Below are 15808 nucleotides of genomic sequence, written 5' to 3'. Positions count from 1 at the left end.
GCCGCTACGACCACCGCTACGACCGCCGAGGCGCCCTACCGCAGCGGCCCCTCCGGCGGCCGCTGGCGCGGCATGGTGGGCCTGGTGCCCGGCGGCGGCAGCACCCGCACCTGGGCGCCGACCCCCGGCTCGGAGCGCCCGCCCCAGCTCCCGGGGGCCTGGGTTGGCAGCTGGGTCATCGAGGCGCGGAACTCCAGCATCCATTCCGAGGTCTCGGTGCGGATCATGTCCGAGACGTCCTCGCAGAACCGGCGCAGTACGCCCAGGCAGCGCTCGGCGGCCTCGCCCGCGGTGCCCTCGGTCGGGCCGAGCACCTCGCGCACGCACTCCGACGCCCAGTCGAACTGGAACGCCTCCAGGCGGCGTTGCAGGGCCTGCGCGGTGGAGACGTCCCGCATCCAGCCGGAGGTGAGGCCGAAGGCCCGGTCGACGCCGTAGCAGGCGGCGGAGAGCGCCAGCCCGACGTAGCCCCAGCCGGTGCCGTGCGCCAAGCTGCCGGCCAGGTCGACCAGCGGGGCGGTCGCCCCGCCCACCGCGAAGCCGGCCGTGCCGAAGCGCAGCAGGCGTGCCCACCGGCGCTTCCAGATCCGGTCCCGGCGGTACCACTCGATCGCCTCGACCGCCCGCTCCTCGGACCAGCGGTAGAGCTCCTCCAGCCGTTCGGCCGGCTCGCCCCAGTCCCCGAGCGGGAACTGGCGGGTGCTCAGATCGGTCCGACGGCGGGTGGAGGCCGGCTGGACCACGGCGGTCGCGGGCGGGTCCTCCTCGCCGATCTCCTTGCCCCAGGCACTCTCCTCGGGCTGCATTTCCGGCTGGCTCACCTGTGGGGCTCCCTGTGGCGGGCGGGCGGCTGGGTACTGGCGGCGCATCGGCTGACGTGACGTCTGCCGGTGGTTGTCCAACAGCACTTCTTACCGCCAAATGGCTGACCATGGGGGAGCTTCCCGGTTGATCGTTACCGGTTTAGGCCATCGGAACCCGAGGTGAGCGGGTTGCGGGGCTCGGCGAGATTTCACCCGTCCGAGCGAGGGCCCGGTGACCCGCGGTCGTGACTCGCGCACCCACCGCCCACCGGACCCCCGCGGGCTTGGAGGATCCTCCGGCATCGTCGGCGTACGGAGCTCTTCTCCTGGAGGATCCGACGGGACCGGAGGGCGGCCGGAACGGGCCACCGACTACGCTTCCAGGCGTGAAGGTCCTCGTCATCGGCGGCGGCGCCCGCGAACACGCCCTGTGCCGCTCTCTGTCCCAAGATCCCGCCGTGACCGAGCTGCACTGTGCCCCGGGCAACGCCGGGATCGCACAGGTGGCGACGGTCCACCCGGTCGACCAGCTCGACGGCGCACAGGTCACCGCGCTGGCCGAGCGGCTCGGCGCCGACCTGGTCGTCGTCGGCCCGGAGGCCCCGCTGGTCGCCGGCGTCTCCGACGCCGTGCGCGCGGCCGGCATCCCGGTGTTCGGCCCGTCCGGCGCGGCCGCCCAGCTGGAAGGCTCCAAGGCCTTCGCCAAGGACGTGATGGCCGGCGCCGGCGTCCCCACCGCCCGCTCCTACGTCTGCACCACCGCCGCGGAGGCCGCCGAGGCGCTGGACGCCTTCGGCGCCCCGTACGTGGTCAAGGACGACGGGCTGGCCGCCGGCAAGGGCGTCGTGGTCACCTCCGACCGCGAGGCCGCACTGGCGCACGCCGCCTCCTGCGAGCGCGTGGTCATCGAGGAGTACCTGGACGGCCCCGAGGTCTCGCTGTTCGCGATCACCGACGGCACCACCGTTGTCCCGCTGCAGCCCGCGCAGGACTTCAAGCGGGCGCTGGACGGCGACGAGGGCCCCAACACCGGCGGCATGGGCGCCTACTCGCCGCTGCCGTGGGCGCCCGCCGGGCTGGTCGAGGAGGTCCTGGAGAGCGTCCTGCAGCCGACCGTGGACGAGCTGCGCCGCCGCGGTACCGAGTTCTCCGGCCTGCTCTACGCGGGCCTGGCGCTCACCTCCCGCGGCACCCGGGTGATCGAGTTCAACGCCCGCTTCGGCGACCCGGAGACCCAGGTCGTACTGGCCCGGCTGCGCACCCCGCTGGCCGCCGTGCTGCTGGCCTCCGCCACCGGCACCCTGGACCAGCTGGAGCCGCTGCGCTGGGACGAGGGCGCGGCCGTCACCGTGGTCGTCGCCTCCGAGGGCTACCCGGCCGCGCCGCGCACCGGCGACCCGGTCGAGGGCCTGGCCGAGGCCGAGGCGGACGGTACCGCGTTCGTGCTGCACGCCGGGACCAGGGCGGGCGAGGACGGGCAGGTGCTGAGCGCCGGCGGCCGCGTGCTGTCGGTCACCGCGACCGGCGCCGACCTCGCCGAGGCACGCGAGCGCGCGTACGCCGCGGTGGACCGGATCTCGCTCAAGGGCGGCCAGCACCGCACCGACATCGCGCTGAAGGCGGCCACCGCGTAGGGAAGTTCGGCTGCTCCCGGGGTGTTTCGAGGGAGGCGCTGCGGACCGTGGGAATCAACCCCATGGGCGCAGCGCCTCCGGCGTTTCGGGACGGGAGTGATTCCAGGGGCGGACACACCGTTCGGTCGACGGATTCCAGCCCATCGGGTGACAGCAACCGCATCCAGCTGACGTAACCGGCTGCCCGGCCTTATGGTGCGCTGGATCGCAGCGCACGGGGCCCGCGCGCCGGGGGCGCCGCCGGGTAGCGGCGCTCCCGCGGGGGGATGCTGGACGGCGTCCGGCCGGGCGGTCGCCGGGTGCTTCGCACCGGACCGGTGGCGGGCGTCCGGAATTCGGGCGACGTCACCGGGACGAGTGGAAACCGGGGCGATCCGGAACGACCACCCGGACCGGGCGTCGAAAATGTCAGTAGCGCCACGCAGCATGCACTACCGGGATCGGACGCCTCCGCTTCCCGGTCGGAACTGATCGTTCGAGTCGGCTCAGGGCCCGTAGCCGGGCACCCGAGGGCTCCGAAGGGGGTGCCGCACCGTATGGCCGCTATCGACACCGCGCGCCATCACGCCCAGGCGGTCCTGCGGGTCCGAGGCCTCGCCCTGGCCTCCGCCGTCCTGCCCACCGCCGTGGCGGTGGTCCTGCTCGCGGGCCGGTTCACCGGCCGGATCGGCGCGCCCGGCGCCGCCGACGCGACCGGCTGGGACGCCGCCCGCTGGACGGTCTGCGCGGTCGCCGCGCTGACCCTGCTGGTCGCCGGGTTGACCGCCCGCGCCCTGCGCCGGGCCGAGCCGCCCCGGACCCCCGCCGTCCCGCTGGACCGCGCCGAGGCTCCCGAGCTGTACCGGCTGATCAACGAACTCGCCGACCGGCTGGACGTCCCCGCGCCCTCCGCGATCGCCCTCACCCCGGACTGCGACAGCTGGCTGGAGGACGTCCCCCCGCTGCGGCACCCGGGCCCGCTGCGGCCGCACGCCGAGCCTGCGGCGCCCGTCCTGGTCATCGGCTCGCCCTTCCTCTGGTGGATGCGGGCCGGCGAGCTGCGCGCCCTGCTGGCCCCCGTGGTGGCCGGCACCGCCGCCTCCGCCGACCCGGAGATCGCCGCCGCCCGCCGCTTCCTGCGCGGCCTGGACGCCTGCCTGGACTCCGGCCAGGGCGCGGCCCCCGGCCTCGGCGGCGGCACCCTGGCCGCCCCGCCCCGGCCGCCCCGGCGCGGCCCGGCCGCACTCGCCGACCGGGTCACCCGCCGGGTCACCCGCCGACTGCTCGGCGCCTGCCGCGGCCACTCCGCCGAACTGGAGCGCTCCGTCGCGAGCTGGGCCTCCGAGCAGGCCAGGACGGTCGACTACGGTCTGCGGATCGCCGCCCAGGAGCAGGTCGGCCTCGCCTACGCCGGCTGGGACCGGCTGCTCACCCGGGTCGCGCTGCCCGCCTGGCGGCTCGGCCGCCACCCCGCCCACCTCAACGCCGGCGTGGTCGCCGCCCTCACCGAGCTGTCCCGCCGCGACCGGCTGGCCGACGGCTACGGCAGTCGGCTCGGCGACCGCCCCGCCTGCGACCTGCTGGAGGAGCCCGGCACCGTCGACCGGGCGGTCTCCCGGCTCGCCGCCGAGCTGTTCTTCGGCCGCCCGGCGGCCGGCGCCTGGCACGAGCTGGAGTGGGCCGACTACCCGGCCGAGGTGGTGGACGCCGGCTGGCGGGCGGGCGCCGCCGGCCTGCAGGCCGCCCTGGACCGGCCCGCCCCGCAGTCCCGCCCCGGCTCCCCGACCCTCACCCGGCTGCTGGTCCGGCTCGCCGAGGGCGACGGCGAGCGGCTGGCCGCGGCGCTCGCCGCCCGGCCGGACCGCACCACCGCCCCGGCCCCGCTGCTCGAACCCGACCGCTCCGGCCGCGACCTGCTGGTCGACCACGTCACCGCGATGGTCTGCTGCGCGGCCGTGGACACCGCCGGCGGCGTCCCCGGCCTGGACTGGCTGGACGGCCCGGTGCTGCTGCTCGGCGGGGTCCGCCGCACCGACCTGGCCGGCCCGGTCGCCCAGGCCGTCGAACAGGGCCAGGACGGCCCGCTGCGGGCCTGGCTGGACGCCGCCGACGTCCGCCTGGAGAAACCCGTCCGGCTGTGACGGGTGGGACGGCGCTCGACGCCCCCGCACGCGCCCCCGGACGGGTCGGCCGCCGGTCGTCTCCGCAGGCCGGAGGCCCCCTCCGGGCGGACCGCAAGATTCCCGGCACCAATTGGCACCGGAAGGTGACGGAGCGCCGGCACTCTGTGGTGTATTAGACCGCACGCACATCCGGGGGGCACGTGCCAACCGGGCCTCGGGGGCCGAAGGGCGCGCCGGTGCCGAAAGCGACGAGCGAGCGCAGCGAGCGTGCGAGCGAGGACCGTCGGCACCGGACCAGGAGCGCCCGGAGGTGAGCGAGGAGTCACAGAAGTGCATCTGGGAGGGGCGCGTGGGCACCGAACTCAACCGCCGCTGGGAGTCCGGAACGCATGCCTACAGCGTCTCCGACCCCTTCGGCCAGGGCCCGCTGCCCTGGCTGCGCAGCCCGGACCAGTACCTGGCCGGGGCGGAGGGCGCCGTCCCCTGGTACGTCTCGGTGGACGCGCCCGGCCAGCAGCCGCTGACCGCCGGCGCCCGGCCCAAGCCGCCGGTCGGCACCCCGCAGAGCTCCAACGACGTGGACCAACAGATCAAGGGCTTCGCCTCGGCCGGAGTGATCCGCCCCGGCGGCTCGGTGGACTTCCGGGTCACCGTCAACCCGCCCCGCGAGTTCACCGTGGACGTCTACCGGATCGGCCACTACGGCGGCGACGGCGCCCGCCACATGACCTCCAGCCCGCTGATCGCCGGGCTCGCCCAACCCGCCCCGTTGGTGGTCGACCGCACGGTCTCCTGCCACCACTGGTGGCACTCCTGGCGGCTGCAGGTCCCGGCGCACTGGAAGCCCGGCTCGTACGTCGCCGTGCTGACCACCGCGGACATGCTGCACCGCAGCCACATCCCGTTCACCGTCCGGGACTTCGAGGACCATGGGCACACCGCCGAACTGCTCCTGGTGCTCCCGGACGTGACCTGGCAGGCGTACAACCTCTTCCCCGAGGACGGCCGCACCGGCGCCAGCCTCTACCACGCCTGGGACGGCACGGGCGGCCTGGTCGGCGAGCCGGAAGCGGCCGTCACCGTCTCCTTCGACCGCCCGCACGCCACCGCCGGGCTGCCGCTGCACGTCGGCCACGCGTACGACTTCATCCGCTGGGCCGAGCGCTACGGCTACGACCTCTCCTACGCCACCGCCACCGACCTGCACGCCGGCCTGGTCGACCCGTCCCGGCACCGGGCGCTGGTCTTCCCCGGCCACGACGAGTACTGGTCCGAGCCGATGCGCCGGGCCGCCGAGCGGGCCCGGGACGGCGGGACCTCGCTGGTGTTCCTCTCCGCCAACACCATGTACTGGCGCGTCGAGCTGACCGCCGCCGCCTCCGGCGAGCCCAACCGGCTGCTCAACTGCCGCAAGCGGCAGAAGGCCCCGCCCGGCAGCCCGGCCGCGGGCGCCACCGGCGCCGCCAGCGCGCTGTGGCGGGACGCGGGGGAGCCCGAGCAGCACCTGCTCGGGGTGCAGTACTCGGGCCGGGTCGCCGCGCCCGTCCCGCTGGTGGCCCGGCACACCGCGCACTGGCTCTGGGACGGCACCGGCCTGCAGGAGGGCGACGAGCTGCCCGGCCTGGTCGCCGGCGAGGCCGACCGGTACTACCCCAAGGTGGCGCTGCCCGAGCACACCGAGCGGGTCCTGCTGGCGCACTCCCCGTACCAGGACCTGGCCGGCCGCACCCGCTACCAGGAGACCTCGCTCTACCGGGCGCCCAGCGGCGCGTACGTCTTCGCGGCCGGCACCTTCGCCTGGTCGCCCGCGCTGGGCCGCCCCGGGCTGACCGACGAGCGGATCCAGCGGGCCACCGCCAACCTGCTGGACCGGCTCTGCAAGAACTGAGGTCCACACCGGAAAACCGTCGTCCGGGCGGTCGTGAAAGACTGCGGGGGCAGTGACCTCCCCTTTCGCAGTGCCCCACGCCCGCGAACGACCCCTGAGGACTGAGACACCTTGAGCGGATTTGTCACCAAGCCCGAGCCGGTCCAGGTGCCCGGCCTGGTCCACCTGCACACCGGCAAGGTGCGCGACCTCTACCGCACCGAGTCGGGTGAGCTCGTCATGGTCGCCAGCGACCGGACGTCCGCCCACGACTGGGTGCTGCCGAACGAGATCCCCGACAAGGGCCGCGTCCTCACCCAGCTCTCGCTGTGGTGGTTCGAGCGGATCGCCGACATCGTCCCCAACCACGTGATCTCCACCGAGGTCCCGGCCGGCGCCCCCGCCGACTGGAAGGGCCGCACGCTGATCTGCAAGAGCCTGGAGATGATCCCGGTCGAGGCGGTCGCCCGCGGCTACCTGGCCGGCTCCGGCCTGACCGAGTACAACGAGCACCGCACGGTCTGCGGCATCGCCCTGCCGGAGGGCCTGGAGAACAGCTCCGAGCTGCCCGCCCCGATCTACACCCCGGCCCTCAAGGCCGAGGTCGGCGAGCACGACGAGAACGTCCCCTACGAGGAGACCGCCCGCCGGATCGGCGCCGAGCTCGCCGCCCAGCTGCGCCGCACCACCCTGGACGTCTACGCCCGCGCCCGGGACATCGCCCGCGACCGCGGCATCATCCTGGCCGACACCAAGTTCGAGTTCGGCCTGCTGGACGGCGAGCTGGTGATCGGCGACGAGGTGCTCACCCCGGACTCCTCCCGCTACTGGCCCGCCGACCAGTGGCAGCCGGGGCACTCGCAGCCGTCCTTCGACAAGCAGCTGATCCGCGACTGGCTGGTCTCCCCGGCCTCCGGCTGGGACCGCTACAGCGAGCAGCCGCCGCCGGCGCTGCCCGCCGAGATCGTCGAGCAGACCCGGGCCAAGTACATCGAGGTGTACGAGCGGCTGACCGGCACCACCTGGGCGTAACGCCCCCGGCGACGCCCGCGAGCGCGGCAGGTCCTAGATCCAGCCGTGCTCGCGGGCGATCCGCACCGCCGCGTGCCGGTTCTCCGCGCCCAGCTTGGTGGCCGCCGAGGACAGGTAGTTGCGGACGGTGCCCTGGGAGAGCGCGGCCCGGGCGGCGATCTCGGCGATCGGGGTGCCGTCGGCGGCCAGCTCCAGGACGTCGGTCTCGCGCGCCGTCAGCGGGGTCTCGCCCGCGCTGATCGCGTCCGCCGCCAGCTCCGGGTCCACGTACCGGCCGCCGGACCGTACGGTGCGGATGATGCCGGCCAGGTCCGCCGCCGAGACGGTCTTCGGCAGGAAGCCGCGTACCCCGACCTCCAGCGCCCGCTTCAGGTAGCCGGGGCGGCCGTGGCCGGTGACGATCATGCAGCGGCAGTCCGGCAGCAGCCGGCGCAGCTCGGCGGCCACCTCGATGCCGTCCTTGCCGGGCATCTGCAGGTCGAGCACCGCGACGTCGGGCCGGTGCGACTGCGCCATCGCCAGCGCCTCCGGACCGGAGCCGGCCTGTGCGACCACCTCGATGTCGTCCTCGAGCGAGAGCAGCGCGGCCAGCGCGCCGCGGATCAGGTGCTCGTCGTCGGCGAGCAGGACGCGGACGGGCGCGGGGTTCTCGGTCATCAGGAGGCCTCTCTCAGCCCGGCAGCGGGACGATGGCGAGCATCCGGAAGGTGCCGGGTGCGGCGGTCGGGACGGTCAGTTCGCCGTTGTGGGCGGCCAGCCGCTCGCGCAGGCCGCGCAGCCCGGTGCCGCCGCCCTGCGAGGGCAGCGGCACCTCGGGCACCCCGTCGTTCTCCAGCTCCAGCACCGCCCGGCCGTCCTCCTGGCGCAGCCGGATCAGGCAGCGGGCGGCCTCGCTGTGCCGGAGCACGTTGGTGGTGGCCTCGCGGATCACCCAGCCGAGCACCGACTGCACCGGCAGCGGCAGCCCGTTGGCGTTCTCGCCGAGGTCGATCTCGCAGGCGATGTCGGCGGAGCGCAGCACCGCGCGGGCGCCGATCGCCTCGGCGTGCAGGTCGGCGGTGCGGTAGCCGCGGATGACGTCCCGGACCTCCCGCTGCGACTCCTGGGCGATCTTCTGCACCTCGGACATCTGGTCGGCGGCCTCCGGGCGTCCGCGCCGGGCGAGTTGGACGGCGAGTTCGCTCTTCAGCGCGATGGTGGTGAGGTTGCGGCCCATCACGTCGTGCAGGTCGCGGGAGAAGCGCAGCCGCTCCTCGGCGACGGCCAGCCGGGACTGCGCCTCGCGGGCGGCGTCCAGCTCCCAGACGATGGCGGTCACCCAGGCGAAGCTGCGGCAGCTGCCGATCAGGATGAGCGTGCCGATGACCGCGCCGCACACCCACCCCGAGGTGGTGGCGGGGCTGACGCCGGCCAGCAGCATCGCCGGGGCGATCGCGATCGGTAGCGCGGCTCCGGCGAGGAAGGCCCAGCGCAACCCCAGGCCCACCCCCGCGGGGCCTGCGGTCGCGCCCACCAGGGCGGCGGCGATCACCACGGTGAACGGCTGGCCGGGATGGGGCGACACCCCGTCGGAGGACGGGCCGAGCAGCAGCACGGCCCAGGAACCGGCCACTGTGAGGAGGGCGTTGGCGGTCAGCCAGCGCCGGTAGGTGCTGGGCCGCCCTAGGTAGCGGTCGAGCGAGGTGCGGTAGGCCCTGAGGGTGACCAGGACCGAGGCGAGCGACAGGACCAGGGCGACCCGGACGGCGGGGGTCGTACCCGTATTCCGCACCGAGGAGGCGCTGGCCAGCAGGTTCAACGGCAGCATGAACCATGCCACCAGGTAGAGCGACCAGCGGAAGTACAGCTCGGCGCGTTGCGGCTTGCCGTAGCCCTTCCAGCGGCGAATCGGCCCCCGGACCATCGCAGTGCCCCCGTCTGATCACGATCGTGTTGGTGCCTTCATATCAGAGGCGGAACGGGGGCGGATCCTTCGGATTCCCTTCTGCCGGGCTCAGCGGCGCGGTTCCCAGCGGAAGTAGCGGACGGCGCCCCAGACCGCCAGGCCGAGCCAGACCGTGCCGGTGACCAGGTGCGGGGCGGCGGCGCCCCAGCTGCCGAGGAAGTCGGTCGGAGCGGCCGAGCCGTCGGTGCCGAACCAGCCGACCCGGATCAGCTGGAAGGCCGGGGTGGTCGGCAGCAGGCGGCACACGTCGGCCAGCTGCGAGGGCATCACCTCCAGCGGGACGAACAGGCCGGAGCCGAACTGCATGACCAGCATGACGGGCATGGTGGTGATGCCCGCGCTCTCCACGGTCTTGGTGAAGGCGCTGGACAGCGCGGCCAGGGCGATCATGGTGGCCAGCGTTAGCACCAGGCCGACCAGCATCAGCAGCGGGTTGACCGGCACCGCCAGGTGCAGGCCGAGACTGCCGCCGACCCCGATCAGGGCGGCCATCAGCAGGCCGAGGGCGAGCGAGGGGACGGCGGTGCCGAGCAGGATCTCCAGGTCCCTGGCCTCCCCGGTGCGCAGCCGCTTGAGCACCAGTTCGCCGCGCCGCCCGACGTAAGCGGCGGTCAGGTTGTAGTACACGACGAAGGCCAGGACCATCCCGACCGAGCCGTAGACCAGCATCGAGTCGATGTCCAGGCCGGGGTTGTCCTCGGCCTGCTTCTTGAGGATTCCGCGCAGCGAGCTGATCAGCACCACCGGCAACACCACGGCGGTGAACAGGGCGGTGCGGTTGCGCAGCAGCAGGGTGGCCTCGGCGCGGCCGAGGGCGAGCAGACGGCCGGCGGTGGTGCTCGGGGCACCCGTGCGGGTGGCGGGGGCGGCGGTGGTCATCGGGCGGATCCGATCAGGCGGCGGCGGGCGGGACGGGCGGGGGCGGCGGGCCCTGAAGGCGGTGCGGTGCGCGGCGGGGCCTGGTGGGCGGCCTCGGAGGCGATGGCGAGGAAGGCCTCCTCCAGGGAGGCACTGCGGGCGTCCAGGGCGCCCAGTGCGATCCCGTGGTGCCGGGCCCAGCCGAGCAGGTCGGTGAGGGTGTCCTGGAGGCCGGTGCTCTGCACGGTGACCTTGCGGCCGTCGACGGTGACCTCGGCGCCGGCCAGGACGGGCAGCGCGACCCCGGCGAATTCAGGGAGTTCGAAGGTGATCCGGGACGGCCGTCCGGCGATCACCTCGGCGACGGTGCCGGTGGTGACGACCCGGCCGCCGTGCAGGATCGCCAGCCGGTCGGCGAGCTCCTCGGCCTCCTCCAGGTAGTGCGTGGTGAGCAGCACGGTGGTGCCCTGGGCGCGCAGTTCGCGGACCAGCCGCCAGACGGCGGCGCGCGCCTCGGGGTCGAGGCCGGTGCTGGGCTCGTCCAGGAACAGCACCTCGGGGCGGCCGAGCAGGGCCATCGCGAGGTCGAGCCGGCGCCGTTCGCCGCCGGACAGCTGCTTGACCCGGACGGTGCGGCGGTGGGCGAGGCCGACCAGTTCCAGGGCCTCCTCGACCGGACGGGCGCCGCTGGTCATCCCGGCCCAGGCGCGGCCGGTCTCGGCGGCGGTGAGGTCGCCGGGGAAGCCGCCCTCCTGGAGCATGATGCCGATCCGCGGGCGGACGGCGGCGCGCTCCCGGTGGGGGTCGTGGCCCAGCACCCGGACGGTGCCGCCGCTGGGGGCGGCCAGGCCCTCGATGAGCTCCATGGTGGAGGTCTTGCCCGCGCCGTTGGTGCCGAGCAGGGCGAACAGTTCGCCGCGGCCGACGGCGAGGTCGACGCCCTGGACGGCGTGGTAGCCGGTGGCACCGCTGCCGTAGTGGCGGTGCAGGTCGGTGACCTCGATCACGGTGTCGCGGTGGCTGGCGGGCCGGCTTGTTTCCATGCCCCAAGCCTTCCGCCGCCCGGGCCGCGCGGGCAGTGCGCGCCGTCATGACATCGCGGTGCGGATCCACGGGTCGGCGATGACAAATGTCATGGACCATTTCGAGGTTCGAGGCTCGGGGCTCGCGGCGGGAATGCCGAAGGGCCCCCTCGATCGAGGGGGCCCTTCGTTCCTGAGCGGACGACGAGATTCGAACTCGCGACCCTCACCTTGGCAAGGTGATGCTCTACCAACTGAGCCACGTCCGCAGGTCTAACTATTGAGTTGTGCTGTGCTCGCGCACTGCGAGCGGACGACGAGATTCGAACTCGCGACCCTCACCTTGGCAAGGTGATGCTCTACCAACTGAGCCACGTCCGCACGGTGCCTTGTGGGGCACCGGCCGCCTCTTCGGATCTCTCCGTTGCGGCGACGAGGAATACTCTACAGCATCGTTCGGGGTGGTCGCCCCACCCTTTCGGTCCAGGCCATTGGGCCTGGGCAGGCAGGGCGACCGGGGGAGCGGGTGCCCCCGAGGGGCGGGGTCAGTTCGCCTCGGCGAACGCCTCGTACACGTGCTTGGGGATGCGGCCGCGGGCCGGCAGTTCCATCCCGCGGGACAGGGCCCAGGCGCGGACGGCGGCCGGGTCCGGGGTGAGCGCGGTGCGGCGGAAGGACTTTCCGGTGCGGCTCTGGCGGCGGCCCGCGGCGACGAACGGGGCGAGGGCCTCCCGCAGCTTTTCCGCGTTGTCCACGGACAGGTCGATCTCGTACGACTTCCCGTCGACGCCGAAGTGGACGGTTTCCGCGGCGGCGCCGCCGTCCAGGTCGTCGGAGAGCGTGACAACTACACGCTGAGCCATGGGTGTCAATCCTCTCGGGCAATTCGGCCACCGGTCCGCGGGGGTACGCCCGGGGCCTGATGTGCACCAACTCGCGCAAGCGCATACGGGCAGGCCTGGTGGCCCGCCTGATACGCAGCACTTGCCGCGACAGGTGGCCCTATTCTGCACCCGAAGGGGGTCGAAATCGAAGAGTCCGGCATTCTTTTCCGGATATTCACGTGTCTTCGCGGGACTGTCGGATACCGGTGAGCGGGACGGGCGGATCTGTCCCCAAGTGCCGTATTCGGGTGTTCTTCGGAGGGGGCCGTTCCGGGCGCCGAATCCGGGGAAACCGGGGGTGTCGGACGGGGGGTCAGGAGGCCGGATCCCTTGTGGCGTAAGGGGCTCGGGTCTACGCGCGTCGCTATCCCCGGCCAGCAATCCGGCCCGAAACCACCGGTAGTCTGGAGTTCCCCCGCCTCACCGAAGACACCACCGGGAGTGCCAGTGGCACGCGTCGTAGTCGACGTCATGCTCAAGCCGGAGATCCTCGACCCCCAGGGACAGGCGGTGCAGCGTGCACTGCCCCGTCTCGGATTCACCGGGATCGCCGACGTCCGCCAGGGCAAGCGTTTCGAGCTGGATGTGGAGGGCCCGGTCGACGACGCGGCGCTCGCCCGTATCCGCGAAGCCGCCGAGACCTTTCTCGCCAACACCGTGATCGAGGACTTCACCGTCCGGGTCGAGGAGGCGGCGAAGTGACCACCCGCGTCGGCGTCGTCACTTTCCCCGGCTCCCTCGACGACCGCGACGCCCAGCGGGCGGTCCGCCTCGCCGGCGCCGAGCCGGTCGCCCTCTGGCACCGTGACAAGGATCTCCACCAGGTCGACGCCGTCGTCCTGCCGGGCGGATTCAGTTACGGCGACTATCTGCGCTGCGGGGCGATCTCCCGCTTCTCCCCGGTGATGGAGACCGTCATCGAGCAGGCGAAGCTCGGAATGCCGGTGCTCGGTATCTGCAACGGCTTCCAGGTGCTCTGCGAATCCCACCTGCTGCCCGGTGCGCTGACCCGCAACGACTCGCTGCACTTCATCTGCCGCGACCAGAAGCTGCGCATCGAGAACGCCGACACCGCCTGGACCCGGGATTACTCGGCGGGCCAGGAAATCGTCGTCCCGCTGAAGAACGGCGAGGGCCGCTTCGTCGCCGACGCGCACGTCCTGGACGAGCTGGAGGCCGAGGGCCGGGTCGTCGCCCGTTACCTGGACGTCAACCCGAACGGTTCGTACCGCGACATCGCCGGCATCACCAACGCCGCCGGCAATGTCGTCGGCCTGATGCCGCACCCGGAGCACGCCGTGGAGCCGCTCACCGGTCCGACCACCGAGGGCCTGGGCTTCTTCACTTCCGTCCTGAAGCAGCTGGTGAACGCCTGATGAGCCTCGACACCGTCAAGAACGCCGAGCAGACCCCGGACGCCGCCCAGCCCTGGGCCGAGCTCGGCCTCAAGGAGGACGAGTACACGCGCATCCGGGAGATTCTCGGCCGCCGCCCCACCGGCGCCGAACTCGCGATGTACTCGGTCATGTGGTCGGAGCACTGTTCGTACAAGAGCAGCAAGGTCCACCTGAAGCAGTTCGGCGACAAGAAGCCGGATTCGGACGCGATGCTCGTCGGCATCGGCGAGAACGCCGGTGTGGTCGACGTCGGCCAGGGCTACGCGGTCACCTTCAAGGTCGAGTCGCACAACCACCCGTCGTACATCGAGCCCTACCAGGGCGCGGCCACCGGCATCGGCGGCATCGTGCGCGACATCCTGGCGATGGGTGCCCGCCCGGTCGCCGTGATGGACCCGCTGCGCTTCGGCGCGGCCGACCACCCCGACACCCGGCGCGTGCTGCCCGGGATCGTCGCGGGCATCGGCGGCTACGGCAACTGCCTGGGCCTGCCGAACATCGGCGGCGAGGTCGTCTTCGACTCCTGCTACCAGGGCAACCCGCTGGTCAACGCGCTGTGCGTGGGCGTCATGAAGCACGAGGACATCCACCTCGCGCAGGCCTCCGGCGCCGGCAACAAGGTCATCCTGTACGGAGCCCGCACCGGCGGCGACGGCATCGGCGGCGTCTCGGTGCTGGCCTCCGAGACCTTCGACGACACCAAGCCGGCCAAGCGCCCGGCGGTCCAGGTCGGCGACCCGTTCCAGGAGAAGCTCCTCATCGAGTGCACCCTGGAGATCTTCCGCGAGAAGCTCGTCAAGGGCATCCAGGACCTCGGCGGCGCCGGCCTGTCCTGCGCCACCAGCGAGCTGGCCTCGGCCGGGTCCGGCGGCATGCGGATCGAGCTCGACACCGTGCACCTGCGCGACCACACGCTCTCGCCGGAGGAGATCCTCATGAGCGAGTCGCAGGAGCGCATGTGCGCGATCGTGGAGCCCGACAAGGTCGACCGCTTCCTCGAGATCTGCGAGAAGTGGGACGTCATCGCCAACGTCATCGGCGAGGTGACCGACGGCGAGCGCCTGGAGATCTACTGGCACGGCGAGCTCGTGGTGGACGTCCCGCCGCGCACCGTCGCCCACGAGGGCCCGACCTACCAGCGCCCGTTCGCCCGCCCGAGCTGGCAGGACGCGCTGCAGGCCGACGTCCCGACCGCCGAGCGGCTGGCCCGCCCGACCACCGGCGAGGGCCTCAAGGCCGACCTGCTGAAGGTCACGAGCCACCCGAACCAGGCCTCCAAGTCCTGGATCACCGACCAGTACGACCGCTACGTGCTCGGCAACACCGTGCTCTCGGTCGGCGAGGACTCGGGCATGATCCGGATCGACGAGGAGACCAACCTCGGCGTCTCGGTCGCCACCGACGGCAACGGCCGCTTCGCCAAGCTGGACCCGTACACCGGTGCCCAGCTGGCCCTGGCCGAGGCGTACCGCAACGTCGCGGCCGGCGGTGCCAAGCCGCTCGCCGTCTCCGACTGCCTCAACTTCGGCTCCCCCGAGGACCCGGACGTGATGTGGCAGTTCGCCGAGGCCACCCGCGGCCTGGCCGACGCCTGCCTGGTGCTCGGCACCCCGGTCACCGGCGGCAACGTCTCGCTCTACAACCAGACCGGCGAGGTCGCCATCCACCCGACCCCGGTGGTCGCGGTGCTCGGCGTCATCGACGACGTCACCCGGCGCACCCCGCTCGCCTTCGCCGAGGAAGGGCAGCTGCTCTACCTGCTCGGCGACACGGCGGACGAGCTCGGCGGCTCGGCCTGGTCCCAGGCCGTCCACGACCACCTCGGCGGCCTGCCGCCGAAGGTGGACCTGGAGCGCGAGCGGCTGCTCGGCGACATCCTGATCGCCGCCTCGCGCGACGGCATGATCGACGCCGCGCACGACCTCTCCGACGGCGGCCTCGGCCAGGCGCTCGTCGAGAGCTGCCTCAAGGGCGGCCACGGCGCGCGGATCATCGTGCCCGAGGGCACGGACCCGTTCGTCCTGCTGTTCTCGGAGTCGGCCGGCCGCGCCGTCGTGGCGGTGCCGCGCAGTGAGGAGCTCCGCTTCAACGACATGTGCACCGCGCGTGGCCTGCCGGCCACCCGGATCGGTGTCGTGGACGGCCAGGAGCTGGACGTCCAGGGGCAGTTCAGCGTCTCGCTGGCCGAGCTGAAGGACGCCCACACCGGCGTCATCGAGGCCCTGCTGGCCTGATCGCAGCACCCAGAGGGGCGGACGGTCCGA

General features: G+C 73.2%; 13 protein-coding genes and 2 tRNA genes. 7 read left to right on the top strand and 8 right to left on the bottom strand.

The features are described from left to right. Positions 1-35: 35 nt before the first annotated feature. Positions 36-821, bottom strand: coding sequence for an SLATT domain-containing protein (locus tag ACZ51D_RS07735; RefSeq protein WP_465615365.1), 786 nt, complete (start codon positions 819-821; stop codon positions 36-38). A gap of 368 nt (positions 822-1189) precedes the next feature. On the opposite strand from ACZ51D_RS07735, the gene purD reads away from it, so the two are divergent. The 4 genes from purD to ACZ51D_RS07715 all read left to right on the top strand — a co-directional run bounded on the left by purD (position 1190) and on the right by ACZ51D_RS07715 (position 7438). Further along, complete coding sequence (purD, locus tag ACZ51D_RS07730; RefSeq protein ID WP_465661565.1) at positions 1190-2437, top strand: phosphoribosylamine--glycine ligase; 1248 nt, start codon at positions 1190-1192, stop codon at positions 2435-2437. Between the two features lie 536 nt (positions 2438-2973). Next, on the top strand, positions 2974-4557 hold the full coding sequence (locus ACZ51D_RS07725; protein ID WP_465661563.1) for a hypothetical protein: 1584 nt from the start codon (positions 2974-2976) through the stop codon (positions 4555-4557). Positions 4558-4888: 331 nt separating this feature from the next. After that, on the top strand, positions 4889-6427 hold the full coding sequence (locus ACZ51D_RS07720; RefSeq protein WP_360502551.1) for a N,N-dimethylformamidase beta subunit family domain-containing protein: 1539 nt from the start codon (positions 4889-4891) through the stop codon (positions 6425-6427). Between the two features lie 111 nt (positions 6428-6538). After that, on the top strand, positions 6539-7438 hold the full coding sequence (locus ACZ51D_RS07715) for a phosphoribosylaminoimidazolesuccinocarboxamide synthase (RefSeq protein ID WP_465661561.1): 900 nt from the start codon (positions 6539-6541) through the stop codon (positions 7436-7438). Positions 7439-7471: 33 nt separating this feature from the next. Here the strand turns inward: ACZ51D_RS07715 and ACZ51D_RS07710 are convergent, their stop codons facing one another. From ACZ51D_RS07710 to ACZ51D_RS07680, 7 genes are all read right to left on the bottom strand, one after another. After that, on the bottom strand, positions 7472-8095 hold the full coding sequence (locus tag ACZ51D_RS07710) for a response regulator (protein ID WP_465615362.1): 624 nt from the start codon (positions 8093-8095) through the stop codon (positions 7472-7474). 13 nt (positions 8096-8108) lie between these two features. Then, positions 8109-9341: a sensor histidine kinase gene (locus ACZ51D_RS07705; protein ID WP_465661559.1), complete on the bottom strand. Its 1233-nt coding sequence runs from the start codon at positions 9339-9341 to the stop codon at positions 8109-8111. Positions 9342-9431: 90 nt separating this feature from the next. Further along, positions 9432-10262: an ABC transporter permease gene (locus ACZ51D_RS07700; RefSeq protein ID WP_465615358.1), complete on the bottom strand. Its 831-nt coding sequence runs from the start codon at positions 10260-10262 to the stop codon at positions 9432-9434. Then, positions 10259-11284: an ABC transporter ATP-binding protein gene (locus tag ACZ51D_RS07695; protein WP_465615356.1), complete on the bottom strand. Its 1026-nt coding sequence runs from the start codon at positions 11282-11284 to the stop codon at positions 10259-10261. Before ACZ51D_RS07695 ends, ACZ51D_RS07700 begins: the two co-directional genes overlap by 4 nt. A 175-nt stretch (positions 11285-11459) precedes the next feature. Beyond that, a tRNA-Gly gene (locus ACZ51D_RS07690) sits at positions 11460-11532 on the bottom strand. Positions 11533-11571: 39 nt separating this feature from the next. Then, positions 11572-11644: transfer RNA gene (locus tag ACZ51D_RS07685), tRNA-Gly, on the bottom strand. A gap of 164 nt (positions 11645-11808) precedes the next feature. Further along, a complete protein-coding gene (locus tag ACZ51D_RS07680) occupies positions 11809-12126 on the bottom strand; it encodes a histone-like nucleoid-structuring protein Lsr2 (protein WP_030056585.1) in 318 nt (105 codons plus the stop codon). A 468-nt stretch (positions 12127-12594) separates the two neighbouring features. On the opposite strand from ACZ51D_RS07680, the gene purS reads away from it, so the two are divergent. Genes purS through purL form a run of 3 tightly spaced genes read left to right on the top strand, consistent with a single transcriptional unit; the run spans position 12595 to position 15778 of the window. Then, positions 12595-12849, top strand: a complete 255-nt coding sequence (gene purS, locus ACZ51D_RS07675; RefSeq protein WP_030232982.1) for a phosphoribosylformylglycinamidine synthase subunit PurS — start codon at positions 12595-12597, stop codon at positions 12847-12849. Beyond that, positions 12846-13523 (top strand): phosphoribosylformylglycinamidine synthase subunit PurQ, encoded by a 678-nt coding sequence (purQ, locus tag ACZ51D_RS07670; RefSeq protein ID WP_465615353.1) that lies wholly within the window; start codon positions 12846-12848, stop codon positions 13521-13523. Before purS ends, purQ begins: the two co-directional genes overlap by 4 nt. Beyond that, positions 13523-15778 carry a phosphoribosylformylglycinamidine synthase subunit PurL gene (gene purL, locus ACZ51D_RS07665; RefSeq protein ID WP_360502373.1) on the top strand — a complete coding sequence of 752 codons (2256 nt, stop codon included), beginning with the start codon at positions 13523-13525 and terminating at the stop codon, positions 15776-15778. The genes purQ and purL overlap by 1 nt, the downstream gene beginning before the upstream one ends. Positions 15779-15808: the final 30 nt, after the last annotated feature.

This window comes from Kitasatospora sp. NPDC033851, from assembly GCF_055576085.1.
The sequence above is the reverse complement of the archived record's forward strand: the minus strand, read 5'-3'. Positions and strand labels throughout refer to the sequence as shown.